The following is a 22789-nucleotide window of genomic DNA, read 5'->3' as shown; positions in this document are numbered from 1 at the left end:
TCAGCCCGACGGCGCGTACAGCCGCACGATGCGGTCGATCTCGGCGACACCGGGCATCGACACCGCCACCGCGCCCAGATTCTGGGTGGGAATCATCGCCGCGGTCGCCCACACGAAATCGGTTGCGGTGAGCGGGGTTCGGGAATTGACGAGCCGATAGGCCAGCGCCCCGGTGAAGGCGGCGGCGGCCCCGACCGAGGCTTTGAGCACCTGCGGGAAGTAGTCGATCACGGTTTCGACCGTGTCGGAGGCGACGACGCAGCGGAAGTTCTCGACCGTGCAGACGGTGCCGACGCCGAGCCCGCGCAGCAGCCGGGCGATGTCGTCGGCGGATTCGGCGGGCACATCGGGCAGCAGCGCGTCCAGATCCGCAGCGGCGCCGACGAGATAGTCGACCGCGCCCAGGTACTGGTAGAGGCTCTGCGGCACCGGCATCGACGGCGTCGGGCACACGATGACGGGCGGTTTTGGCCGCATCTGCGACACCACCGACAGCACCTGCTCGATCACCGAGGGCGGTGGTTCGAAGCTCAGGATCACCGCGTCGGAGGCTTCCAGCGCGGCGCGCAGTTCCGAGCGGTGCAGGTCTTCGTCCTGGAGTTGGACGCGGCTGTCGCGGCAGCCGATGATGCGGGTCTCGCCGTTGGGCGTGATCACCACCGCGGTCACCAGCGACGTCGCGAACGGCACGACCTTGACCAGGTCGAGGTGCACCCCCTCGGCTTCGATGAATTCGAGGATGCGGCGGCCGTATTCGTCACCGCCGACCGCACAGGCCAGGTGCACGCCGACGCCCAGGCGGGCCGCGGCGACGGCCCGGTTGAGCCCTTTGCCGCCGGGGTGGCCGGTGAAGGTGCCGCCGGCGGCGTTGTCGGCATCGGGGAAGGTGTCGACCCGGTAGAGATGATCGATGACGGCGTCGCCGAAAACCGTGACGACACCGTGCCGGTCGGGCGCGGCGGTGGGCTGTGTGGCCGACGGCGCGGCCATGGGGTAGCCGGAATCGGTGGCGAGCAGCCCGGCCAGCGCGGTGAAGGCGCTGTGTTCGGAGACCGTGCGCAACCGCTTGACCGTGGGAGCTTCGGGAACGGGGTCGACATCGAGCAGGGTGTGCAGGGCAACCCACTGTTCGGTCAAGGCCTCTCGACGTTCCCCGAGGTTATCTGCATACAGGCGTTCGATATCGATACCCACGCCGGACCGGTCCCGCAACAGTCCCAGCGAGAGCGCCGCGTCCACGATCAGCCGGTCCGTCGGTGCCAGCCACTGCGTGACCTCGCGCACCACGGGCAGGATCGATGCCTCGACGGAGACCCCGGTGCGGCGGGCGTGTCGGCGTACCGACAGCAGCTCCAGCAGCGGCGCAGCGTCGATCTCGGTGTGGCGCAAGCGTTCTGCGTTCAAGCCCGCGTACTTGCCCAGCCTGGCCAGGATGCTGCGGATCGCGGCGACGCGGGCATCCTGGGGAACCATCGACATGCTGCCTCCCGTCAACTTCTCGACATCGCCATGCACCCGAGCAGGGCGGACGCCGCACTGCGATCGCCACATTGCCGGGTTTGCCACGCCCGAAATCTGGCAATTACCTACTAACAATGGCAATTGACCAAGACAAATGGCAAATGCCACACTGGATTACGGGGAGTAGATGCCCCGCCAGACGCTCGGGGAGGGCGCAGCGCCCCCACCGGGGAAGGCAGGTCCACGATGGCTATTCATGGCACCGACGACACGTTACGCAGCGACCGCACGCCGGAATTCGCCCAGCGAACCGACACCGGCGGCTGGCGATTGAGCTGGTTGCCCGAATACACCCTCAGTCGTGAGCAAGCCTGGGCGGGCATGGAACTCGATGAACTCGTCAGCGATCCGGACTCCGTGCACGACCGAATCGCCCACGCTGAGATCAGTGCCCGCGCCGACCTGCTCGGCATCATCTGGCAACAGGCTCTGATCAAGCTCGCCAAGCGCATCGACGCCCGCCAACGCGGCGACGACCCGGCCGTGGGGGAGTCGTTCCATGATCCACCGGCGCCGTTGTCCCGGCTACGCCCGGCGCGACCGATGCACGAGGATCGGTCGCCCCAGGCGTACTACGGCTGAGATCTCAGACCGAGTGGGTGCGGTGTTCGGCGCCGACCGCCTCGGACAGCCGGGCATAGCCACCCGCGCGCAGGTTGGCCGCGATGCCACGGTGGATGCGGGTGGTCCAGAACGGGCCGCCGTAGATGAAGCCGGTGTAGCCCTGCAGCAGGGTGGCGCCGGCGAGGATGCGGGCCCAGGCCTGCTCCGGTGTTTCGATGCCGCCGACGGAGATCAGGACCACCTGGTCGCCGACGCGGGTGTAGAGGCGGCGCAGGACTTCCAGGGACCGTTCGGCCACGGGGGCGCCGGACAGCCCACCCGCACCCATGGCTTCGACCTCGGGGATCGGGGTATCCAGGCCGTCGCGGCGGATGGTGGTGTTGGTGGCGACGATGCCGGCCAGACCCAGTTCGACCGCGAGGTCGGCGACGGCGTCGATGTCGTCGTCGGACAGGTCGGGGGCGATCTTCACCAGGACCGGCACCGAGACACTGTCGAGCACGGCCTGCAGGATCGGGCGCAGCGATTCGACGGCTTGCAGGTCACGCAGGCCGGGGGTGTTGGGCGAGGACACGTTGACCACGACGAAGTCCGCGAGCGGGCCGAGTAGTCGGGCGCTGGTCGCGTAATCGCCCGCGGCCGCATCGGGTTCGGTGATCTTGGTCTTGCCGATGTTCGCACCGATCGGGACGGTGGGGTGCGCGCCGTGCAGGCGGGCGGCCGCGGCGGCGGCACCGTGGTTGTTGAACCCCATCCGGTTGATCAGGGCGTGGTCGGCGGGCAGCCGGAACAGACGCGGTGTGGGGTTGCCGGGCTGGGCGTGGGCGGTGACGGTGCCGATCTCGGCGAAACCGAAACCCAGTGTGCCCCAGGCATTCGCACCATCGGCGTTCTTGTCGAAACCGGCGGCAAGACCCAATGGCGCGGGGAAGGCGACACCGAACGCGGTGGTGGCCAGGATCGGGTCCTCGACCACGGTGAGCTTGCGCGCCAGCCAGCGGGTCGGTGGGAACCAGGTGGCGAAACGCAACGCGGCGAACACCAGGTGATGCACTCGCTCCGGCGGGATCAGGAACATCAGGCGTAACAGGAGGGCGTACATGGTCGGCTCACAATCCGGGTTCGGGCACAGGCAGGACGGCGTTCTTGCGGCGGCGCAACAGCACCCGGCGACTGCCGTCGGTGTAGGCACGCACCCGGGACAACTCCCAGCCACCGAATTCGGCCTGGATGGCCAGTCGCATCGAGGCGGTGACCCGGTTGACCTCCGGTGGCAGCCGCAGGGGCACGTATTCGTAGTCGTCGTTGCTGGTTTCCCAGCTCGGCGGTATCGCCGAGCGCGAACTACGAGGCCTGGGAGCTGTAGCCATCACTGCCCTCTCTTCCGCTCGTCCGCGCCGATCCGCTGCAGGCCATCACCCACAGCCGAAGCCACGAACAGGTCGCCGGTGCGTTCGTCGACGGTCATCGCGTCGGGCTGGCGCAGCGTCGCGAGCCTGGCCACCTCGACACCGATGCCGGTCGACAGGTCGTAGCCGACGACCTCGTTGCTCTGCGTGCAACTCACCCAGACCGTGTCCGAACGCGGGTCGTAAGCGAGCGCGTAAGGCGATGATGATACCGGGAAACGCTGGCGCAGCACGAGCGGACCGGCCGAGTAGACGAGCAGTTCGCCGCCCGTCGTGTCGGCCACGATGATGCGGCCGTGCTGGTCGGCGATGGCGTTGGTGGCGCCGTCGCCCGCGCGCAGCATCAGGCCCAGGGCGTCCTGCCCCACGGCGACAACGGCGGTCTGCTTGCGATCGAGGACGGTGATGTTCTCACCGGTCAACGCGATCTCGTCGGCGGAGACCAGGCCGGTGATCGTGCGGGTGACCGCGCCGTCGGCGGTCAGTTCGCGCACGGTGCCGTCGGCGGTACCGACCACGAGGGTGCCGTCGGTGCGAGTTCGCACGCTACGCACGTCGCCGTCGACGGGGGTCTCGGTGAGCGTGCCGGTGGTCACGTCCACCCGCAGTACCCGGTCGGGGGCGGCGACGAGCACTTCGCCAGGCTTGCCTTGCGACAGCGACGCGCCGACGGCGGGGAGGCCGACCGTGCGCGGTGCGGTCGGTGCGGCGGGGTCGATCAGTGAGAGTGCGGTGCCCGCGGTGTCCAGGGCGGCGAGGCGGCCGGTCGAGCTCTCGGCGAGCAGAGCTTTCGTCGCCGCCGCCGGGAAGACCTGACCGACCGGGTTCGCGGTAGCGGGAGAAACCGCTGCGGTGGCCGGGGCCCTGGTCGGGACATCGGAACCGCCGTCCTCACCGCCGCACCCGGTCAACAACACCAAAACCGCCGCGCCGACCAACGCAGAGGCGACCGAGCCACGAGGGCGCATGCACCGAACTCCTTCAATCCGCACGAGGTGACTCCCTTGATCACCATCTGACCATGATGACTCACCAGTAGCTTCGACCGGGTGCTCGCGTCGGAGGTGTCGGTGACGCGCGTTACTGTTGACGCGTCGACTAATTGATTGCCACACAGCGGCAGGAGATCCCCACGATGACCGACCGGACACAGGCGGGTTTCGGCATCGATGACATCTCCGTCGGACCGTTCGCCCACGGCTTCGGCACCACCGATGACGGCCGTCCCTTCGCCTTCCGCACCCACCGCGCCACGCTGACCGTGCAGATCTACCGCGCCGACCTCGGCGATGCGGTACCCGGATCCGACGACGTGGTGGCCCAGGCCCAGGCTCAGGTGACCGACATCGACCTCGGCGACGAACGCAGCGTCAGCGCCTTCGTGCGCGATCTGCTCCCTGACGCCGACCCGGTCGAGGCGCCCGCTTCCAGTGACATCTCCACAGTTCGCGCCATCCTGGGACGGATCAGTGCAGTCATTGATGGTATGTAGATGGTGATGCCTTCCACACTTTCCGCCAGGGCCGCTGCGGCCACCGCCTGCCTCACGGCTCTCGTCGCCCTCGCCGCGTGCGGGGGAACCACCGACGAGGCCTCGGTCGACGCCGCACGGTCTTCGGCCAACGCTTCCCTCGCCTCCTCCGTCGCGACCTCGGTCAGCAAGGCCAAGGTGCCGCTGCCGAATGCCCAAGAGCTCGACGCGCAGATCAAACGCGCGCTCGACCCGAGCCTGCCCGATGTCGAACGCACCGAACTGATCGAGGACGGCGCGGCGTTCTCCGACGCCATCCCCGACATGTACAAGGCGCTGCGCGACAACCCCCACGCGGTGTACGGCGTCGTCGACCCGGTCTTCGACAACCGTGACGGCACACTCACCGCGACCATGCGACTGGACAAGGACGGTTCGGGAACCAACGTGCGCACCACCATCGTGCATTTCGTGCTGCTCGACGGTAAGTGGAAGATCTCGCGCACCGACCTGTGCGGCATCCTGCGCTCGGCCGACTATCGCACCGCCGCCTGCGGCTGAGATGCGCGAATCTCGATCCATGCGGTGGGGCAGGTTCGTCTACCGCCACCGGTTCCTCGTGCTCGGCTTCTTCGTGATCACCGTGCTCGCCTCGGGGTGGTTCGGGCGTGACCTGGCCGACCGCTACACCCAGGAGGGTTGGTTCGACGAGTCGAGCCAGTCGGTGGCGGCGTCGAAGCTGGCCGACGACACCTTCGGCCGCGACACCGACGGCGACCTGATCGTCATCTACACCGCCCCACCCGGCACCACCGTCGACGATCCCGCCGTGCGCGGCCCGGTGACAGCGGCACTGGCCGACCTGCGCAAGCAGTACGGCGAGCGGATCCACAAGATCGACAGCTACTGGGACAGCCCGTTCTCGGCGAATGCCTCCGACCCGACCAAACAGCACGCGTTCGCCAGCATCGGGCTGGCGGGCGGCGGCGGGACCGCGACGGTCAACAACTATCTCGCGTTGAAACCACACCTGAACGCCGATGCACCCGGCGCCGGGCCCGGTGGGACGACGGTGCAGCTGGCGGGGCTGCAGCCGGTGGTCGAGGGCATCAATATCGGGATGCAGCACGACATCAAGCGCGCCGAGATCATCGCCTTGCCGATCGTGGCGATCCTGCTGTACTTCGTGTTCGGCGGGGTGATCGGCGCACTGCTGCCGGTGCTGATCGGCGGACTCACCATCCTGGGCACCTCCGGGATCCTGCGGGTACTCACTGCCCAGATCGAGGTCAACGTGTTCGCCAGCGCGGTGATGACGTTGGTCGCGCTCGGCTTGGCGATCGATTACGGGCTGTTCACGGTGACCCGGTTCCGGGAAGAACTCGCCGCCGGTCGCTCCGTGGAGGACGCGACCGCACGGACCGTCGCCACCGCGGGGCGCACCGTGCTGTTCTCCGCGGCAATCATCGCCTTGAGCCTCGGTGCGCTGTTCATCTTCCCCAACGGGGTCCTGCGTTCGGTGCCCTACGGCGGCATTTCCGCGGTGATGCTGGCGGCGCTGTTGTCGGTGACCGCCTTGCCCGCCGCCTTGAGTATCGCCGGACACAAGATCGACTGGCTGGGCTGGAAACGCTTCTCACGCAGCAAGACCGAAGCCCAGATCGATGCCGGGTTCTTCTCCCGGCTGGCACAGTGGGCGATGCGCAGGCCGTGGGCGGTGGTCATCCCGATCGTGCTCGGCCTGCTGGCACTGAGTATTCCGTTGCGCCACATCGAGTTCGGTGGGATCAGCGAGAAATATCTGGCCGCCGACAATCCGGCGCGGGTGGCCCAGGAAGACTTCGACCACCTGTTTCCCGGATTCCGCACCGAACCGTTGAAGCTGATCGTGGTCGGCGCCTCACCCCAGCAACTCAGCGATATCCGGTTCGAGGCCAATCAGGTTCCCGGGCTGACCGGGCGATTCGAGCCTGCGGCGGCGACCAAGGACAACGTCAATGTGCTCTCCGCCGGGCTCGGCGACAAACGCGACGCCGACCAGGTGATCGACGCGTTGCGTTCGTTGCCCGCGCCACCGGGCGTGCAGGTGATGGTCGCGGGTATCCCCGCGCTCGAACGCGACAGCATCAACGGGTTGATCGACGGGCTGCCGCTGCTGTTGGCGATCCTGATCGCGGCGGCGTTGGCGCTGATGATCGTGGCGTTCCGGTCGGTGATCCTGGCGGTGAAGGCCGTCGCGATGAGCGCGCTCAGTTTGGTCTCGACCCTGGGCGTGCTGACCTGGATCTTCGTCGAAGGCCATGGGGCAGGGACATTCCAGTTCACACCGGGACCATTGATGTTCGCGGTGGTGGCGTTGATCGTGACGGTGATCTTCGGGTTGTCCACCGACTACGAGGTGTTCCTGCTGTCGCGAATCGCCGAGAAACGGGCCGCCGGCGCCGAGGCCGAGGAGTCGATCCGCTACGGCGTCGCCCACACCGGCGGGGTGATCACCTCGGCGGCTGCGATCTTGATCGTGGTGACCGGGGCGTTCGGGTTCTCGGATCTGGTGCTGATGAAATACATCGCCTACGGGATGATCGTGGCACTGATCATCGACGCCACGATCATCCGGATGGTGCTCACCCCGGCCCTGCTGAAAATCATCTGGAAATAGCCGATTCGACCTGCGCGCCGAACGGTGTCGACTCGCGGAGCTGTAGCGGCCAGAAGGAGCAGAGATGGCAAGCCCGAATGATCCATCCAGGTCACCGCACCGTTCTGCGTCGTCAGCTGTCGCTCGCTTGGTCGATGCGCAAGGTCATGACGGCGTAGCGACTCCGGACGACGTCGCCCGGCATTTCTCGACGGACACATCATTCTGGCTCGACCTGGAGGCCATGGGAAACGAGGATCTGTCGGACTTCTGCCGAGCTCTCCAGCTCCCTGCAGAGCTCGTGGACATCGTCGCGCACGGTAGACCGCGATCATGGTTTGCCCCGACCGAGACCGCCGTGGTGGTGTCGCTTCGGTGGGTCACCGGCACCGATTGGCGTGCGTCGCACGGCGGCGCCAGCTACCTGAATATGGTCCTGACGGATCGGTTCCTGCTGACCGTTCACGCGAGGGCCTGTGAGCCGCTGGGTCGGGCCCGCAGGAGTATTGACGCCAGACAGGACCAGGACGGGCGAGAATTAGGCCCACACTTGTTGTTTCTGATCCTGGATTCTTTGATCGACAGCTTCAAGCCGCTACTGCTGGCAATCGACGACCGGCTCGGCGAGGTGCAGTTGGAGATGCTCCAAGGCGGCGCGCCAGAAGTTCACGATGAGCTGGTCAACATGCTGGGCGTCCTCACCGATGGCATCCAGGAGTTCGGGTGGTACTCGCACGATCTCGAGGACATCGCGGCGGACCTGGACGGGCTACCCGGCATGCGCCCTGACTCCCATGCGCACCTCGAGCAGCACCGCAAGCGCGTCACTCGCATGAAGGAGAACGCTCGAGAAATCCGTGAAGAGACAAAGGACGCACTGAGCCATTACTCTGCCTCGGTCGCGGGCCGACAGGCGGTCGTGATCAATGGACTCACGATTGTGGCGACTGTCTTCCTCCCGCTCTCGTTCATCACAGGCTACTTCGGAATGAACTTCACGATCCTCACCTCGTACGCGCAAACCACGCTATGGAGCTTCATCCTGCTGGCCGTGCTGGTGCCGCTGGTCAGCGTCGCGTTGTCGTTGTCGCTCATCCATCGAATGGTGCGACGACTCGGCCTCAACCGACTGAGCGAGCCTCCTCCCTAGCCGCCGCGGGACAACTTCGGGCTTCAGAACTGCTGATTGCCGTAATCGCGGAACCAGGCCACGATCTGGTCGTGCTCGGCGGTTGTGGCCAGTGCCAGCAGGAGCAGCAGGCGTGCCTTCTTGGGCGCGAGGTCACCGCCGCTGACCACACCCATCGCGGGGTCTACCGTGATCGCGCCGGAACCGTAGGCGTTGGTGGCGACCAGGACCACGCCCTTGGTCGCCAGCGCGGCGCTCGCCTGTTTCGGCGAGGGAGTGCCCGCGAACACGATGCCCTCGGCGCCCGCGTCGACGGCCGCGGAGACGGACTCGGCGGGCGCGTCGAGGTAGCTGTGGGCGATGTCGACGCGCGGGAGGGTGTCGCGGTTGATCGCGGTCAGGTCGAACGGGGTCAGCCAGCGGGCGGGGTCGTCGCAGCGTTGGACACGGGCGGGGGCGCGTTGCAGCCGGATTCCGGCCTGGTCGATGGTGCCGAGGTCGCCGTATTCGCGGGTGGTGAAGGTGTGCACGCGGGTCGAGTCGGATTTGGTGGCGTCGCGGGCGGGCAGGATCTGGTCGTTGAGGGCGATGACCGTACCGAAACAGGTGGTCCGGTTACTCGCCGCGAGGCGGATCGCGTTGTACAGGTTGACCGGCCCGTCACTGCCGATCGCGGTCCACGGTCGCATCGCACCGGTCACGACCACCGGCTTCGTGCTGCGCACGGTGAGGTCGAGGAAGTAGCTCAGCTCCTCCATGGTGGCCGAACCGGTGCTCACCACGACCGAATCATGATCTCGCAGGCGGCTTTCCACCCGGCGGGCCAGATCGTAGAGGTCGGTGACGGTGTAGTCGCCGGATCCCTTCTGCCCGAAGTCCTCGGTCGACACGGCGGCGATCTCACCGATCTCGGGGCGCAGGGAGTCGACGAGTTCGGCGATCGGCCGCGTGCCGGGCCGATAGGTTTCCAGATCGGTGCGCCGGTCGGAGGTTCCCGCGATGGTGCCGCCGAGACCGATCACCGCCACCCGCGGCGCCGGTCCCGCCGGTGCGGAATCCGCCGAACTGACACCGATTCCGACACAGGCGACCGTTCCGGCGAGAGCGATCGCGGCGGCGACTTTCGAGACTGTGGACATGCGACTCACGCTATGAACGGCTGGTACACGACCACATCACTCTCGCGCAGTACCTCGATCCGATACCGAGGTACTGCGCGAGATGTCTCAGGACAGTTCCGCCGCCAGGTCGGAGAACACGATTCGGCCGACCGCCTCGATGAGGGCGAGGTGGGAGAAGGCCTGTGGAAAGTTGCCCAGATGCCTGCCGGTGCTGGTGTCGTATTCCTCGGCGAACAGGCCAAGCGGTGAGGCGATGCTGATCAGGCGATCCATCAGGTCCCGGGCGCGCTGCGTCTCGCCGACGATGGCGAGCGCGGACACGAGCCAGAACGAGCAGATCAGGAAGCTGCCTTCCTTGCCGGACATCCCGTCGTCGGTTTCTCCGGTGCGGTAGCGCAGCACGAAGCCGTCCTCGGTGAGGTCGTTCGCGATCGCCTCGACGGAAGCACGCAGCCGCTCGTCGTTGGCCGGCAGGAAACCGAAGACCGCCGCGAGCAAGGTGGAGGCGTCGAGTGCCTCGGTGTCGTAGTGCTGGCGTAGGACGCCGTCGCGGACACCTTTGGCAAGGATGTCGGCGTGAATCTCCTCGGCCGTCGCGCGCCACTTGGCCTCGGCAGCGCGGTCACCACGAATGTCGGCGATCTTCGCGGCCCGGTCCATGGCCACCCAGCACATGAGTTTCGAGGACACGTAATGCTGCGGCGCACCGCGTGCCTCCCAGATGCCTTGATCGGGTTCGCGCCACACGTCGGTGGCGCATTGCGCCTGGGTCTCCACGATGGGCCACAGCCGACGCGGGAGCCGCTTGCTCCGTACCGTGTGCAGCAGGATCGAATCGAGCACGGAACCGAACACATCGTTCTGGCGCTGATCGAAGGCGCCGTTGCCGATGCGCACCGGATACGCACCCGCGTAACCGGTCAAATCCTCGCGGATCGATTCAGTGAGGTCGCGGCGGCCGTCGATGCCATACATGATCTGCAGCGCGCCATCCGAATTCGGTTCGAGGTCGGCCACGTACTGCATGAAATCATTGGCCTCCCCGTCGAGGTTCAGGTAGTGCAGCGCCTGCAGGGTGAACGTCGAGTCACGCATCCAGGTATAGCGATAGTCCCAGTTACGTTCCCCGCCAGGAGTTTCCGGCAACGAGGTGGTGAGCGCGGCCACGGTCGCGCCGGTGGGTAGGTAGGTCAGGCCCTTGATGGTGAGGGCGGACCGCTGGATCGCGGCGCGCCAGCGGTGATCGGGGAAGCGTGCGCGTCCGAACCAGGACCGCCAGAATTCGGTGGTCGCATCGAGGCGTTCGAGTGCCTCCTCGACATTCTCCGGCCCGTCGAGGCCGTCGGCCCACGAGAGCGCACAGAACAGCGATTCATCCTTCGAGAGGGTGTGCCGGGCGCGGACCCGGCCGCCCTCGATGCCAAGGGCCATGTCGGTCCGGAGCCGGAGCGTCTGGCCTGCGCCGGTCGCGTCCGCGGTCTGACGACTCTCGTCGACCAGCGCCCATGCGGCTTCCGTACGTCCGTAGTCGAACACCGGCTCGCACACCAGCTCGATCTCCACACTTCCCGACAGGCACCGGACCATACGGACCAGCAGGTGATCGGCGTCCTCGTCGGTGGAAGGTCGCGTGTGCGGTGTGGTGGTGTCCTCCCCGCGAGTCGGTCCCATCGTCAGAGCGGTGCGGATCTCCACCCACCCGGTGGGCGTATTCCACACGGTGACAATGGTGTTCGTCCCGGGCTCGTAGTGGCGGGCGGCCGGCACATTGATGCCGAACGGACCGAGCCGGAAGACACCGGCCTCGCGGTCGAGCAGGGAACCGAACACGCTGGGCGAGTCGAATGCCGGTATACAGAGCCAGTCGATCGCTCCGTCCGCGGCGATCAACGCACCGGTATGGCAGTTCGACAGGAACGCGTAGTCGGCGATCGGCGGGAACGCGGACGGTGCCGCCGCGCTCTGTGGCCGGCGGGCAGCGGCGGTGTCGTCGGCCTCGGCGGGACTCATGCGGGCAACCAGGGTTCGTACCAGCGGTCCTGTCCGGGCAGCAGTTGATTCGGTGGCCCCCACGACCCCTTCGGGTAGGTCTGTACGGGTGGTGGCCCATCGAGCAGCGGTTGCATCACCCGCCAGGCTTCCTCGACACCGTCTTGGCGGGTGAAGCGCGCGCTGTCCCCGACCAACGCTGCGCGCAGCAACACCTCGTAGGGTGTGGCGCCTTCGCCGCCCTCGTCGGCGAATTCCATGTCCAGCGTGATCGGTCCGGGTTGTTTGCCCTCACCGCGTTGCGCCTCGACTTCGATACGGATGCCGGTCATCGGATCGAGTTTGATCACCAGTTGCGCGGGTTCGGGTTGATGTGCGGCGTCGAAGAACCACACCGGGGGCGGGCTGCGGAAGACCAGTCGCAGTTCGGTCTGCGTCACCGGGAGGCACTTGCCCGTGCGTAGGTAGAACGGCACACCGGACCAGCGCCAGTTGTCCACCTCCAACCGCAGCGCCATATACGTTTCGGTGCTGGAGTCCGGTGCTACCCCGTCGACGTCGCGGTAGCCCTCGTACTGCCCGCGGAGGTAATGCGCGGGATCCGCTGCGGGGATGGCCCGGTACACGTTGACCATCGCGTCCTTCAACGCTGCGGCGTGCGACGCCGACGGCGCTTCCATCGCCACGGCGGCGACAAGCTGCATCATGTGGTTGACCACGACGTCGCGAAGTGCGCCGACCGGATCGTAGAAGTGGCCGCGGTCGGCGACATCGAAGCTCTCGGCCATGGTGATCTGGACTTCGGAGACGAACTGGCGATTCCAGATGGGCTCGAAGATCGCGTTGGCGAAGCGCAGGTACAGCGTTTCGGAGAATCCCTTTTTGCCGAGAAAATGGTCGATCCGGTACAGCTGCGACTCATCGATGTACTGGTGAATCTCCGCGGCGAGTGCGCGGGCCGATTGGAGGTCGTGGCCGAAGGGCTTCTCCACGACGACTCGTGCCGAGTTCGTGAGGCCCGCATCGGAAAGTCCTTTGATCACCGTCGCGAACAGGAATGGCGGGACCTCGAGGTAGAACACCGGATTGCGGACTCCGCTCAGATGTCGTGCGAGCTCGGTGAATGTCTCAGGCTTGCCGAAATCGCCACTGACGTAATCGAATCGCGCCGCGAGCCGGTCGAAGATCGCCTCGTCGACCGGCTCTTTTCCGGCGGTTTCGATCGAGGTACGGGCGCGTTTATTCAGATCGTCGACCGTCCAATCATCTACTGCGACACCGATTATGGGGCAGTCGATCAGGCCGCGCCGCTCGAGTCGGTACAACGACAGGAAGGTCATCACCTTCGCCAGGTCGCCGGTTATTCCGAAAATCACCAGCGCATCGGCATTCGAATGCTCGGCCCCTTCGGTGGTGGAACTGGAAACAGCATTCGTGCTCATCGGCACGTCTCCTTCGGAGGTCGGTGGCCGCCCAGACTTCCTCACCCTACAACCCTCCTGTCGGGGCGCCGGGCAATCGATATGAATTCGTGGTAAATCGTGAATGCCTGTCGAATGTTCGACTTGTGAGAGTGCTATTTCGAAAGCTTTACAGGGACAGTCTATTTGGACATGACGTGCCGTCTATGTCCGGTTCGGTCGAATCCATTTTCTACCAAAAGCATCTATCTCGAGCCATATCCGGCTGGTACTGTTCGAATTGCATCGGCAATCGCCCCCGGCGATTGCTTCTTTTTGTCCGAGTTTCCGCATCGATTGTTAGCCGCAGGTTCGAACGGTTTGCAACACCGAGGAGAGCGCGATGCCGGCCAGTGATCATTACGACGTAATCATTATCGGGACCGGGGCCGGTGGGGGGACGCTAGCGCATACCCTCGCCGCAGCGGGGAAGCAGATCTTGCTACTCGAGCGGGGTGACTTCCTGCCGCGCGAGACCGAAAACTGGGACCCCGCGCCGGTATTCGTGGATGGGCGCTACATCTCGCCCGATACGTGGTTCGACGCGGCCGGGACACCGTTCCAGCCGCAGGTCCATTACTTCGTCGGCGGGGCGACCAAGATGTACGGCGCGGCGCTGTACCGGCTGCGGCCGCAAGACTTCGGCGAGATCACCCACGTCGACGGCATCTCCCCGGCCTGGCCACTGAGCTACGACGACTTCGAACCCTGGTACACCAAGGCCGAGTGGCTCTACCAGGTTCACGGCGACCACGGCGCGGATCCCACCGAGGGGCACTGGTCCAAGGAGTACCCGTGGCCGGCGGTCTCGCACGAACCCCGAATCCAGGAGCTCGCCGACAGCCTCACAGTCGGTGGCTATCATCCGTTCCCGGCCCCGTGCGGAATCCTGCTCGACGAAGCCGACCGGGCTCGCAGCGCGTGCATCCGCTGCTCGTGGTGCGATGGCTACCCCTGCCTCGTACATGCGAAGTCCGACGCCGAGACGATCGCGGTGCGGCCCCTGCTGGACGCACCGAACGTGACATTGCTCGTCCAAGCCGAGGTGGTCAAGCTCGACACCGACCCGACCGGCCGCACTGTCAGCTCGGTCGTCGTGTCCCGCCGCGGCGCCATCGAACGCTACGAAGCCGACATTGTCGTGGTCGCCGCCGGCGCGGCCAACAGTGCCAAGTTGCTGCTGCAATCGGCCGATGACCACCACCCGAACGGGCTCGCCAACGGCTCGGACCAGGTCGGCCGCAACTACATGTTCCACAATTCCAAGGCAGTCGTGGCGCTGGCCAAGGAACCCAATGACACCGTGTTCCAGAAGACCCTGGGTATCAACGACTTCTACCTCGCCGATGGTGAGCGCGAGTTCCCCTTGGGGAACATCCAGATGGTCGGCAAGTCCAACGGCTGGGCGATGAAGGGCGAAGAACCCCGACTGACGCTGCTCGCCCCGCACTGGAGCCTCGACGAGGTCGCTCGCCACGCTGTCGACTTCTGGCTCACCACCGAAGACCTTCCCGCCGCCGACAACCGCGTGACCATCGATGAGCAGGGGCAAGTCCACCTGCGCTACACCTCGAACAACGACACCGAAGCCGCTGGGCTGTACCACGAACTGAAGAAACTGCTCAACCATGTCGGGATGTCCCAGCATCATGTGCTCGCGAAGAACTTCTACATGCAGATGAACATCCCGGTCGCCGGTTGTGCGCATCAGGCCGGAACCTGCCGGTTCGGCGACGACCCGGCCACCTCCGTGCTCGATGTGAACTGCAAGGCTCATGAACTCGACAACCTCTACGTCGTCGACACCAGCTTTTTCCCCAGTATCGGGGCCGTGAACCCCGCGCTCACCGCGATGGCCAACGCCATCCGTGTCGGTGAACACCTGATCGAGCGTCTCGGATGAACCGCGCGCACCCGGTGGTGTCATGAGCACCGCCCAGGTGTTGTTGTCGATGCCGGAGGTGAATCCGGTGCCGTGGGCGCGTTCGCAGATGGCGTTCACGCTGGCGTTCCACATCATCCTGGTTCCGTTGGGTGTTGCGTGGGGATTCATGACGTTGATCGCGAACTACAGAGCTGTGAAGCACGACGACGCCGACGCGTTGCTGCTCGCTCAACGCTGGTCGAAATACATGGCCGTCACCTTCGCCGTCGGCGCAGTCACCGGCACGGTGCTGAGCTTCGAATTCGGTTTGCTCTGGCCGCGTTTCATGGGCAAGTGGGGCGAGGCGTTCGGGGTGCCGTTCGCCTTCGAGGGGTTGTTCTTCTTCACCGAAGCGATCTTTCTGACCATCTACATCTATGGGTGGCGGCGTCTGAAACCGTGGACCCATTTCTTCACCGGCATTCCGATCGTGCTGGCCGGCATTCTCGGCAGCGCATCCGTCGTCGCCGCGAACGCGTGGATGAACGCACCGTCGGGATTCACACTCGACTCGTCCGGCGCCGTCGCCGAGGTCGACCCGCTCGGTGTCATCTTCAACAAGTCGATGCCGCTGCAGTCGGCGCACATGATCCTCGCCGCGTACGTCGTCGGCGGCTTCCTCGTCGCATCGGTCTACGCGGTGGGCATGCTGCGGGGGCGGCGAGACCGCTACCACCGCACCGGATTCCTGATCGCGTTCACGGTCGCGTGCGCCGCGATCGTCCCGCAGATGGCAGTCGGGGACTCGCTTGCCCGGTGGGTGTACAACAATCAGCCCGCGAAGTTCGCCGCCATCGAACTCGTTCCCACCACCAGCAGCGACGTGCCCGAGACCCTGCTCGGCCACCTCGATGAGGACGGCACCGTGGAAGGCGGGATACCGATACCCGGCCTGGCGTCGTGGCTGTCGGACCCGTCCTCCGGCAAGGCCACTGTCGTGCAGGGCCTGGACAGTTTCCCGGAAGCCGATCGCGTGACGGTCTCCCAGGCGAACATCGTGCACCTGTCCTGGGACATCATGGTCGGACTCGGCACGCTGCTCTTCCTGATCGCCGTCTGGTATGCCGCCGCCTGGGTGTTTCGGCGCGACATGCCTCGCAGCCGATGGTTCCTGCGAGTCGCCGCCTGCTGCGGTGTGCTGTCGGTGATCACCATGGAAGCCGGGTGGATCGTCACCGAGGTCGGGCGGCAACCCTGGATCGTCTACAACTACATGAAGGTCGAAGACGCCGCGACCGGCAACACCGGCGTGTGGATCACCTTCATCGCGGTGTTCGTGCTCTATCTCGGCCTTGGCGTGACGACGATCCTGGTGCTGCGCGGAATGAGCAGACGATTCCGCGACAGCGAGACCCGCGACGGACCCGCCGGTTTCGCGGAGGACGACGTGCCCTACGGCCCCAACCCGCAGAACCTCGTGCCGGCGAAAGGGCCGATCGAATGACCGATGCGGTGGCGGTTGTCCTGTTCGCCGCGATCACGGCGTACGCCCTGTTCGCGGGCGCGGACTTCGGCGCCGGATTCTGGGACCTGGTCGCCGGCGGTGCGATCCGCGGCGAGCGGCCACGGGCCACGATCGACCGGGCGATCGGACCGGTGTGGGAGGCCAACCATGTGTGGCTGATCTTCTGTTTCGTGGTGCTGTGGACCGCGTTCCCGACCGTGTACGCCTCGATCACCCTGACCCTGTTCGTGCCGCTGACCCTCGCCGCGCTCGGCATCGTGGCGCGCGGAGCGAGCTTCGCTTTCCGTAAGGCCGTGCTGCGCACGCGAGACCAACGCCGCTTCGGCGCGGCGTTCGCCTTGTCCTCGGTGCTCGTGCCCTTCTGCTTCGGGGCCGTGGTCGGGGCGATCGTCGGCGGACGGGTACCGCCCGGCGGAAAAGCAGGAGATTCCGTCTCGAGTTGGATCAACCCGGTCTCGATACTCGGCGGGGTGCTCGCCGTCGTCATCTTCGCCTGGCTGGCAGCCGTGCGTCTCACCTGCGACGCCCATCGCCTCGGCGACGAGGAGATGACGACATACTTCCGCCGCCGCGCACTCGGGTCGGCGGTGGTGGCCGGAATCCTCGCCACGGCAGCGATTCCGGTTCTCGCCCACTCGGCGGACCACCTGTTCGACGGACTCACCTCTCGTGCACTGCCGTTCGTGATCGTGTCCATGGTGGCAGGCGCGGCATCGCTGGTACTGGTCTACCGCCGCGACGACCGATTCGGGCGCGCGACCTCCGCCGTCACGCTCATCGCCCTGATTCTTGCCTGGGGCGTCGCGCAATGGCCCTATCTCTTGCCGGAGACCACCACCGTGGACGAGGCGGCCGCGCCCAGCGGGACATTGGCGGCGTTACTGGTCGCCACCGTGGCGTTGGTGGTGATCGTCATCCCAGCGTTGATCTTGCTCTACGTCCTCGACCAGAGGAATCTGCTACCCGAGGAAGGCGCCGATAACTGAGGCATCAAGCGCTTTCCTGGGCGGCGGCACGGCCGGTTTGCCTGCCCGAGAACAGGCAGCCGCCGAGGAAGGTGCCTTCCAGTGCGCGGTAGCCGTGGACACCGCCGCCACCGAAGCCCGCGACCTCACCCGCGGCGTAGAGCCCGGTGATGGGATTGCCGGTGGCGTCGAGGACGCGGCCGGAGAGATCGGTTTGCAAGCCGCCGAGGGTTTTTCGGGTGAGGATGTTCATCCGGATCGCGATGAGGGGACCCGCTGCGGGGTCGAGGATTCGATGTAGCGGGGTGGTGCGGACCAGGGCATCGCCGATGTAGGCGAGAGAATTTCGGATGCCGATGATCTGGGGGTCGGTGCTGTTCGGGTTGTCGACCTGCTCGTCGCGCAGGGAGATCTGCGCGTGCAGGTCGTCGACGTTGATCAGGTCCGAGCCGGTGAGCCGGTTCATGCCCGCGACGAGCTCTGGTAATGCGTCGGCGGTCACGAAGTCGGGGCCGTGGTCGATGAAGGCTTTGGTCGGCAGGGGTGTGCTGTTGGTCAGGCGGCTGAGGAGGTAGCCGGGGATGTCTTTGCGGGTGAGTTCGGGATTCTGTTCGGATCCGGAGAGCACGAACTCTTTGTCGATGATCTTTTTGTTCAGCACGAACCAGGAGTAGTCGTAGCCCGATCGCATGATCAGTTCCAGCGTGCCGAGTGTGTCGAAGCTGGGGATACCGGGGGAGGGGAAGCGGCGGCCGGTGGCGTCGAACCACATCGAGGAGGGGGAGGCAAGCACGCGGATGCCGTGGTCGGGCCAGATGGGCGTGTGGTTGATGAGTCCTTCGGTGTAGTGCCACATCCGATCACGATTGACCAGCCGGGCGCCGGCCGCTTCGCTGATCGCGAGCATGCGGCCGTCGACGTGGGCGGGTACACCGGTGATCATGCGGGCGGGCGGGGCGCCGAGGCGGGTCGGCCAGTTGCGGCGGACGAGATCGTGGTTGGCGCCGATGCCGCCGGAGGTGACGATCACCATCGGGGCGTGCAGCTCGAACTCGCCGATCTCGGTGCGGGAACTGGGTGTGCCGCGGGCCGCGTCGCTGGGTTCGAGCACGCTGCCGTGGACGCCGGTGACGGCATTACCGGTGGTGATGAGCCCGTCGACCTGATGGCGGAACCGGAACGAGACCGCGCCGCGGGACTGCGCGTCGCGCACGAGTTTCTCGAACGGTTCCATGACACCGGGACCGGTTCCCAGGGTCAGATGGAAACGCGGGACCGAATTGCCCGGCCCGCCCGGACTTCTGTCGCCGCGCTCGGCCCACCCGACGTAAGGGACCCAGCGCATCCCGAGCCCGGCCAGCCATGATTGCTTCTCCCCGGCCGCGAACTGCAGGTAGGCCTCGGCCCAGCGTGTGCCCCAGTAGTCTTCGCCGAGCGGGTCGTCGGGCCCGCGGTCGAAACCGGCGGTGTCGAACCAGTCGTGTCGCGCCAATTCGAGCGAATCGCGGACCCCGGCGATCCGCTGTTCGAGGGAGTCGATGAAGAACAACCCGCCCAGCGACCAGAACGCCTGACCGCCGAGACCGGTCTCGGGCTCTTGATCCAGTAGCAGTACGCGGCGACCGGCGGCGACCAGCTCCGACGTCGCCACCAGCCCGGCGAGTCCGGCACCGACGACGATGACGTCGGCGTCGTCCGCCGGTCCGGCGGATGCGCGGCCCAAGCTCAGTGCGCTCAGCGTGGTGGCCGCGGCGGCGGTTGCCAGCAGTTGTCGGCGGCTCAGGTTGGGCAAGCTCTGCTGTGCGGGCGGCATGTCAATTCCTCTGCGGGACAATAAACTTCGTAGCAGCCCGAGCAACTGGTCGAACGGGGTGGCGCCGCGACCGATAGTAGGAGACACGCCGCTGTCTTTGTCGTCCACGGCTCGCGACTGTGGAAGGTCACTGTCGCCACCGGGTGCGCTTGTCGACCGGGCACGAATTGCCCTCGGCGACCGTGGTCCGGTGCAGAACCCGTGTGTGCGGCTTCGACCGGGGTCGGTGGGTCCCAGTCGGTCAGGTGAGGACACCGTCTTTCCCTGCGGCAGCCGCGTGCGATCAGGACGCCGGCAAATGCGTCAGTTGCGGCCGCGGTCGGGCAGGACGAGTTGGGCGCCGGTGGTCGGGTGATCGAAGACGTCGACGGGGTGCTGGTAGACGGTGGTGAGTAGTTCGCGGGTGAGGATCTCGCGGGGGCGGCCGTCGGCGGCGACGCGGCCCTCGTCCAAGACAGTGACGCGGTCGGCGTAGGCGGCGGCCACGCCGAGGTCGTGGACCACGACCACCACGGCGGCGCCTTCGGCGGCGCGGGTGGCGGCCAGGCGAAGGACGGCTTCCTGGTGGCCGAGGTCGAGGGCGGCGGTCGGTTCGTCCAGCAACAGGGTGGCGGTGTCCTGGGCCAGGACGCGAGCCAGGGCTACGCGGGCGCGCTCGCCGCCCGACAGCGACGGGAAGACGCGCGTGGCGAGGTGGGTGACATCGGTCGCGGCCAGTGCCGTGGCGACGAGTGCGTCGTCGTTGTCGGCGGCAGGGGTGTGCAGCCACGGGGCCCGACCCATGGCGACGACCTCGCGGGCGGTGAAAGGGAATCCGACGGCGTGGGATTGGGGCAGGACCGCGCGGCGGCGGGCCATGTCGGCCGGGGTCCAGTGCGAGAGCGCGTGGCCTTCGAGTTTCACGGTGCCCGCGCTGGGTTCGAGCTCCCCGGCGAGGGCGGCGAGCAGGCTGGACTTACCCGCACCGTTCGGGCCGACGAGCGCGACGATCTCTCCTGCCGCGACCTGGAAGTCGACAGCTTCGAGGACAGTTCGCGTGCCGCGACGGACGGTGAGCCCGCTGGCCCGCAGGGTGACGGTGCCGAGTTCGGGGCGGGCGGGCACCTCAGGGGTTCGGGCGAACAGCGAACGCCAGGAGGCCCGGCGGTGCAGTGCGGTGTCGGCGGTGTCGATCTCGGTCATCCCCAGCCTCCTGCCCGGGCGCGGGTGCGGCGCAGCAGCCAGAAGAAGAACGGGCCGCCGATCAGGGAGGTGAGCATGCCCAGTGGCAGGTCGGCGTTGTGGACCAGCGTGCGGGCCACGACGTCGGCACCGAGCAGCATCACCGCGCCCACGATCGCGCTGAGCGGCACGAGCACCCGGTGGCCGGGGCCGACCATCATGCGTACCAGGTGCGGCACGATCAAACCCACGAACAAGATGATGCCGCTGAATGCCACACCCGCCGCGGTGAGCACGGCGACCACCACGATCACCTGCCTGCGCAACCGTTCCACGTCGACGCCGAGGTGGCGGGCCGCGGAATCGCCGAGTGCGAGCAGATCCAGCCGTGGTGCGATGAGGATCGCGGCCAGGATGCCGGCCGACGCCAGCACCGCCACCACCGCCACCGACTGCCAGGTGGCGCCGTTGAGGCTGCCGAGCTGCCAGAACACGATCTGATCCCGCGCGGCGGGGCTGGCGACGAACAACAGCAGCGCGATCAACCCGCCGGCGAAGGCGTTGATCGCGACACCGGTGAGGATCAAGGTGACCACCTCGGTGCGCCCGCCCGACCTCGACAGCACATAGACCAGCGCGGTGGTGATCAATCCCGCGACGAAGGCCGCGGCCGCCACCGACCACGAGGCGACGAACGCGCCACCGACCACGATGACGGTGCCCGCCCCGACCGCGGCACCCGCCGACACCCCGATCACGCCGGGTTCGGCGAGCGGATTGGCGAATACTCCTTGTAGCAGGGCACCGGCCGTCGCCAACGAAGCTCCGACCAGGACGGCCAGGGCCACCCGGGGGAACCGCACCTCCCACAGCGTCACCTCACCGGCCGGATGCGCGGGCATCGGCCCGATATCGAGGCCGATCCGGTGGGCCACACTGCCCAGCACCTCGGCGGCCGTCGTGGGGACCTGTCCGAGCACGGCCGAGACCACGGCCAGCACGATCAGGGCGAGCAGCGCGACAGCGAACACGACTGTCACGCGCGTGCCCCGGTGCGTTGTGGGCGGCAGGGGATCGGGGGTGGCGTCGGTGATCCGCGGGGTGTCCGCGGACTTGGTCAGGTCGGGCGCATCGCTCATGCCGATTTGCCGTAGACGGCATCGGACAGTGCCGAGACGACGCGGCCGGTGTTGGGGCCGAAGCTGAGGATCACCGCGTCGGACATGTCGACCACGCGCCGGTTGCGGCCTGCCGGCGTCTGGGCGATGCCGGGCACCTTCTCCAGCCCGTCGAGGCCACCCACCGATTTCAGGCCGTCCGACATCACCAGCAGCACATCGGGGGCGGCGGCGATCATCGCCTCGCTGGTGATGGACACGAACGGCTCGTTCACCCCGGAGGCGGTGCCCGCGTCGACGCCGCCGATCGCGGTGATCAGCGAATCGGCTCCCGAGCCGCGGCCGGCCATCATGGTGATCGCGGCGCTGCGCAGGTAGAGGAAGGCGATCGTGGGCTGCGGATCCTGCTTCGGCACGCGGGCTGTCGCGGCAGCAATCTCGTCGGCGGTGCGCGCGCCGAGTTGCTTGCCCGCCTCGGGAACACCCAGCGCGGTGGCCACCGACTCGATCTGCGGGACGACACCGGCCATGCTGCGATCGGGGTCGAAGTAGACCACGGTCACCCCGGCGGCCCGCAACTGCTCACGCACGGCGGGGGCGGCGCTGGTCGTATCGGTGAGGAACACCGACGGGCGCAGATTCAGGACCGCTTCGATGCTGAGGCTGCCGTTGCCGCCTGCCACATTGGGCACGGCCGCGATGGCGGGGAACGAGGCGGAGGTGCTGCGGCCGACGAGGTTCGCGCCCAGACCCAGTGCCCACACGGTTTGGGCGAGGGTGCCGTACCGGTCGACGGCGATGATGCGCGAGGTATCGGCGATCGTCACGTCGCTGCCGTCGTAGGACTTCACCGTCACCGGCAACCGTGGCGTCGGTGCGGGCCCGATCGGGACAGGGTCCAGGTCAGCGAGCTGAGCCGTCACCGGTCCGCCGGAATTGGCAGTCGATGCAGGATTGCTCGCGGTGCACGCTACGGCGCCGGTCAGCACCGTCGCCGCGAGCATCGCCGTCAGCACACCACGCAGTTTCATGTAGGTAAGG

19 protein-coding genes are annotated in these 22789 nt (G+C 66.9%); 8 read left to right on the top strand and 11 right to left on the bottom strand.

The genetic code is table 11. The annotated features are described in order from the left end of the window. Nucleotides 1-1479: a PfkB family carbohydrate kinase gene (locus tag OHS03_RS11380; RefSeq protein WP_328662697.1), complete on the bottom strand. Its 1479-nt coding sequence runs from the start codon at nt 1477-1479 to the stop codon at nt 1-3. Between the two features lie 228 nt (nt 1480-1707). On the opposite strand from OHS03_RS11380, the gene OHS03_RS11375 reads away from it, so the two are divergent. Beyond that, complete coding sequence (locus OHS03_RS11375) at nt 1708-2103, top strand: hypothetical protein (RefSeq protein WP_328662696.1); 396 nt, start codon at nt 1708-1710, stop codon at nt 2101-2103. Nucleotides 2104-2107: 4 nt separating this feature from the next. Here the strand turns inward: OHS03_RS11375 and OHS03_RS11370 are convergent, their stop codons facing one another. From OHS03_RS11370 to OHS03_RS11360, 3 genes are read right to left on the bottom strand one after another with little or no spacing between them, the layout of a single operon-like run. Next, on the bottom strand, nt 2108-3187 hold the full coding sequence (locus tag OHS03_RS11370; RefSeq protein ID WP_328662695.1) for a quinone-dependent dihydroorotate dehydrogenase: 1080 nt from the start codon (nt 3185-3187) through the stop codon (nt 2108-2110). A 7-nt stretch (nt 3188-3194) separates the two neighbouring features. Next, complete coding sequence (locus tag OHS03_RS11365; RefSeq protein ID WP_056820002.1) at nt 3195-3455, bottom strand: DUF5703 family protein; 261 nt, start codon at nt 3453-3455, stop codon at nt 3195-3197. Next, nucleotides 3455-4462, bottom strand: coding sequence for a YncE family protein (locus OHS03_RS11360; protein ID WP_328662694.1), 1008 nt, complete (start codon nt 4460-4462; stop codon nt 3455-3457). The genes OHS03_RS11365 and OHS03_RS11360 overlap by 1 nt, the downstream gene beginning before the upstream one ends. A gap of 167 nt (nt 4463-4629) precedes the next feature. Here OHS03_RS11360 and OHS03_RS11355 point away from each other — a divergent pair, with 167 nt between their 5' ends. The 4 genes from OHS03_RS11355 (at nt 4630) to OHS03_RS11340 (ending at nt 8753) form a co-directional block, all read left to right on the top strand. Continuing rightward, nucleotides 4630-4986, top strand: a complete 357-nt coding sequence (locus OHS03_RS11355; RefSeq protein WP_328662693.1) for a hypothetical protein — start codon at nt 4630-4632, stop codon at nt 4984-4986. After that, nucleotides 4987-5526 (top strand): WKL family lipoprotein, encoded by a 540-nt coding sequence (locus OHS03_RS11350; protein ID WP_056819994.1) that lies wholly within the window; start codon nt 4987-4989, stop codon nt 5524-5526. A gap of 19 nt (nt 5527-5545) precedes the next feature. Then, on the top strand, nt 5546-7624 hold the full coding sequence (locus tag OHS03_RS11345; protein WP_328662692.1) for an MMPL family transporter: 2079 nt from the start codon (nt 5546-5548) through the stop codon (nt 7622-7624). A 64-nt stretch (nt 7625-7688) separates the two neighbouring features. Next, nucleotides 7689-8753, top strand: a complete 1065-nt coding sequence (locus OHS03_RS11340; RefSeq protein WP_328662691.1) for a CorA family divalent cation transporter — start codon at nt 7689-7691, stop codon at nt 8751-8753. A gap of 23 nt (nt 8754-8776) precedes the next feature. Here the strand turns inward: OHS03_RS11340 and OHS03_RS11335 are convergent, their stop codons facing one another. The 3 genes from OHS03_RS11335 to zwf form a co-directional block, all read right to left on the bottom strand. Next, entirely contained in the window at nt 8777-9871 is a 1095-nt protein-coding gene (locus OHS03_RS11335) for an asparaginase (protein WP_328662690.1), read from the bottom strand. 87 nt (nt 9872-9958) lie between these two features. After that, nucleotides 9959-11863 carry a glycoside hydrolase family 15 protein gene (locus OHS03_RS11330; protein ID WP_328662689.1) on the bottom strand — a complete coding sequence of 635 codons (1905 nt, stop codon included), beginning with the start codon at nt 11861-11863 and terminating at the stop codon, nt 9959-9961. Next, entirely contained in the window at nt 11860-13284 is a 1425-nt protein-coding gene (gene zwf / locus OHS03_RS11325; protein ID WP_328662688.1) for a glucose-6-phosphate dehydrogenase, read from the bottom strand. The genes OHS03_RS11330 and zwf overlap by 4 nt, the downstream gene beginning before the upstream one ends. A 457-nt stretch (nt 13285-13741) precedes the next feature. Between zwf and OHS03_RS11320 the strand changes: the two genes are divergently transcribed. The 3 genes from OHS03_RS11320 to OHS03_RS11310 are packed head-to-tail and all read left to right on the top strand — an operon-like array spanning nt 13742 to nt 17677. Continuing rightward, the gene (locus OHS03_RS11320) at nt 13742-15205 is read left to right on the top strand and encodes a GMC oxidoreductase (protein WP_328662687.1); all 1464 of its coding nucleotides are present in this window, start codon (nt 13742-13744) and stop codon (nt 15203-15205) included. A gap of 22 nt (nt 15206-15227) precedes the next feature. Then, complete coding sequence (locus tag OHS03_RS11315) at nt 15228-16670, top strand: cytochrome ubiquinol oxidase subunit I (protein ID WP_328662686.1); 1443 nt, start codon at nt 15228-15230, stop codon at nt 16668-16670. Next, nucleotides 16667-17677: a cytochrome d ubiquinol oxidase subunit II gene (locus tag OHS03_RS11310; protein ID WP_328662685.1), complete on the top strand. Its 1011-nt coding sequence runs from the start codon at nt 16667-16669 to the stop codon at nt 17675-17677. Before OHS03_RS11315 ends, OHS03_RS11310 begins: the two co-directional genes overlap by 4 nt. A gap of 4 nt (nt 17678-17681) precedes the next feature. On the opposite strand, the gene OHS03_RS11305 is transcribed toward OHS03_RS11310, so the two are convergent. The 4 genes from OHS03_RS11305 to OHS03_RS11290 form a co-directional block, all read right to left on the bottom strand. Further along, the gene (locus tag OHS03_RS11305; protein ID WP_328662684.1) at nt 17682-19469 is read right to left on the bottom strand and encodes an FAD-binding dehydrogenase; all 1788 of its coding nucleotides are present in this window, start codon (nt 19467-19469) and stop codon (nt 17682-17684) included. A 303-nt stretch (nt 19470-19772) separates the two neighbouring features. Further along, nucleotides 19773-20651 (bottom strand): heme ABC transporter ATP-binding protein, encoded by an 879-nt coding sequence (locus OHS03_RS11300; RefSeq protein ID WP_328662683.1) that lies wholly within the window; start codon nt 20649-20651, stop codon nt 19773-19775. Next, a complete protein-coding gene (locus tag OHS03_RS11295; protein ID WP_328662682.1) occupies nt 20648-21769 on the bottom strand; it encodes a FecCD family ABC transporter permease in 1122 nt (373 codons plus the stop codon). The genes OHS03_RS11300 and OHS03_RS11295 overlap by 4 nt, the downstream gene beginning before the upstream one ends. Next, the gene (locus tag OHS03_RS11290) at nt 21766-22779 is read right to left on the bottom strand and encodes a heme/hemin ABC transporter substrate-binding protein (RefSeq protein WP_328662681.1); all 1014 of its coding nucleotides are present in this window, start codon (nt 22777-22779) and stop codon (nt 21766-21768) included. Before OHS03_RS11290 ends, OHS03_RS11295 begins: the two co-directional genes overlap by 4 nt. Between the last annotated feature and the right edge of the window lie 10 nt (nt 22780-22789).

The organism is Nocardia salmonicida (assembly GCF_036142455.1).
GTDB lineage: Bacteria > Actinomycetota > Actinomycetes > Mycobacteriales > Mycobacteriaceae > Nocardia > Nocardia salmonicida.
This window is presented reverse-complemented; position numbering and strand designations above follow the sequence as displayed.

Excerpts from the sequence above, each read along its gene's own strand:
- OHS03_RS11295 (WP_328662682.1), bottom strand. The coding sequence starts at position 21,769 with ATGAGCGATGCGCCCGACCTGACCAAGTCCGCGGACACCCCGCGGATC.
- OHS03_RS11380 (WP_328662697.1), bottom strand. The coding sequence starts at position 1,479 with ATGTCGATGGTTCCCCAGGATGCCCGCGTCGCCGCGATCCGCAGCATC.
- OHS03_RS11375 (WP_328662696.1), top strand. The coding sequence starts at position 1,708 with ATGGCTATTCATGGCACCGACGACACGTTACGCAGCGACCGCACGCCG.
- OHS03_RS11340 (WP_328662691.1), top strand. The coding sequence starts at position 7,689 with ATGGCAAGCCCGAATGATCCATCCAGGTCACCGCACCGTTCTGCGTCG.
- OHS03_RS11335 (WP_328662690.1), bottom strand. The coding sequence starts at position 9,871 with ATGTCCACAGTCTCGAAAGTCGCCGCCGCGATCGCTCTCGCCGGAACG.
- OHS03_RS11355 (WP_328662693.1), top strand. The coding sequence starts at position 4,630 with ATGACCGACCGGACACAGGCGGGTTTCGGCATCGATGACATCTCCGTC.
- OHS03_RS11315 (WP_328662686.1), top strand. The coding sequence starts at position 15,228 with ATGAGCACCGCCCAGGTGTTGTTGTCGATGCCGGAGGTGAATCCGGTG.
- OHS03_RS11305 (WP_328662684.1), bottom strand. The coding sequence starts at position 19,469 with ATGCCGCCCGCACAGCAGAGCTTGCCCAACCTGAGCCGCCGACAACTG.
- OHS03_RS11350 (WP_056819994.1), top strand. The coding sequence starts at position 4,987 with ATGGTGATGCCTTCCACACTTTCCGCCAGGGCCGCTGCGGCCACCGCC.
- zwf (WP_328662688.1), bottom strand. The coding sequence starts at position 13,284 with ATGAGCACGAATGCTGTTTCCAGTTCCACCACCGAAGGGGCCGAGCAT.
- OHS03_RS11370 (WP_328662695.1), bottom strand. The coding sequence starts at position 3,187 with ATGTACGCCCTCCTGTTACGCCTGATGTTCCTGATCCCGCCGGAGCGA.
- OHS03_RS11290 (WP_328662681.1), bottom strand. The coding sequence starts at position 22,779 with ATGAAACTGCGTGGTGTGCTGACGGCGATGCTCGCGGCGACGGTGCTG.
- OHS03_RS11300 (WP_328662683.1), bottom strand. The coding sequence starts at position 20,651 with ATGACCGAGATCGACACCGCCGACACCGCACTGCACCGCCGGGCCTCC.
- OHS03_RS11360 (WP_328662694.1), bottom strand. The coding sequence starts at position 4,462 with ATGCGCCCTCGTGGCTCGGTCGCCTCTGCGTTGGTCGGCGCGGCGGTT.
- OHS03_RS11330 (WP_328662689.1), bottom strand. The coding sequence starts at position 11,863 with ATGAGTCCCGCCGAGGCCGACGACACCGCCGCTGCCCGCCGGCCACAG.
- OHS03_RS11365 (WP_056820002.1), bottom strand. The coding sequence starts at position 3,455 with ATGGCTACAGCTCCCAGGCCTCGTAGTTCGCGCTCGGCGATACCGCCG.
- OHS03_RS11345 (WP_328662692.1), top strand. The coding sequence starts at position 5,546 with ATGCGGTGGGGCAGGTTCGTCTACCGCCACCGGTTCCTCGTGCTCGGC.
- OHS03_RS11310 (WP_328662685.1), top strand. The coding sequence starts at position 16,667 with ATGACCGATGCGGTGGCGGTTGTCCTGTTCGCCGCGATCACGGCGTAC.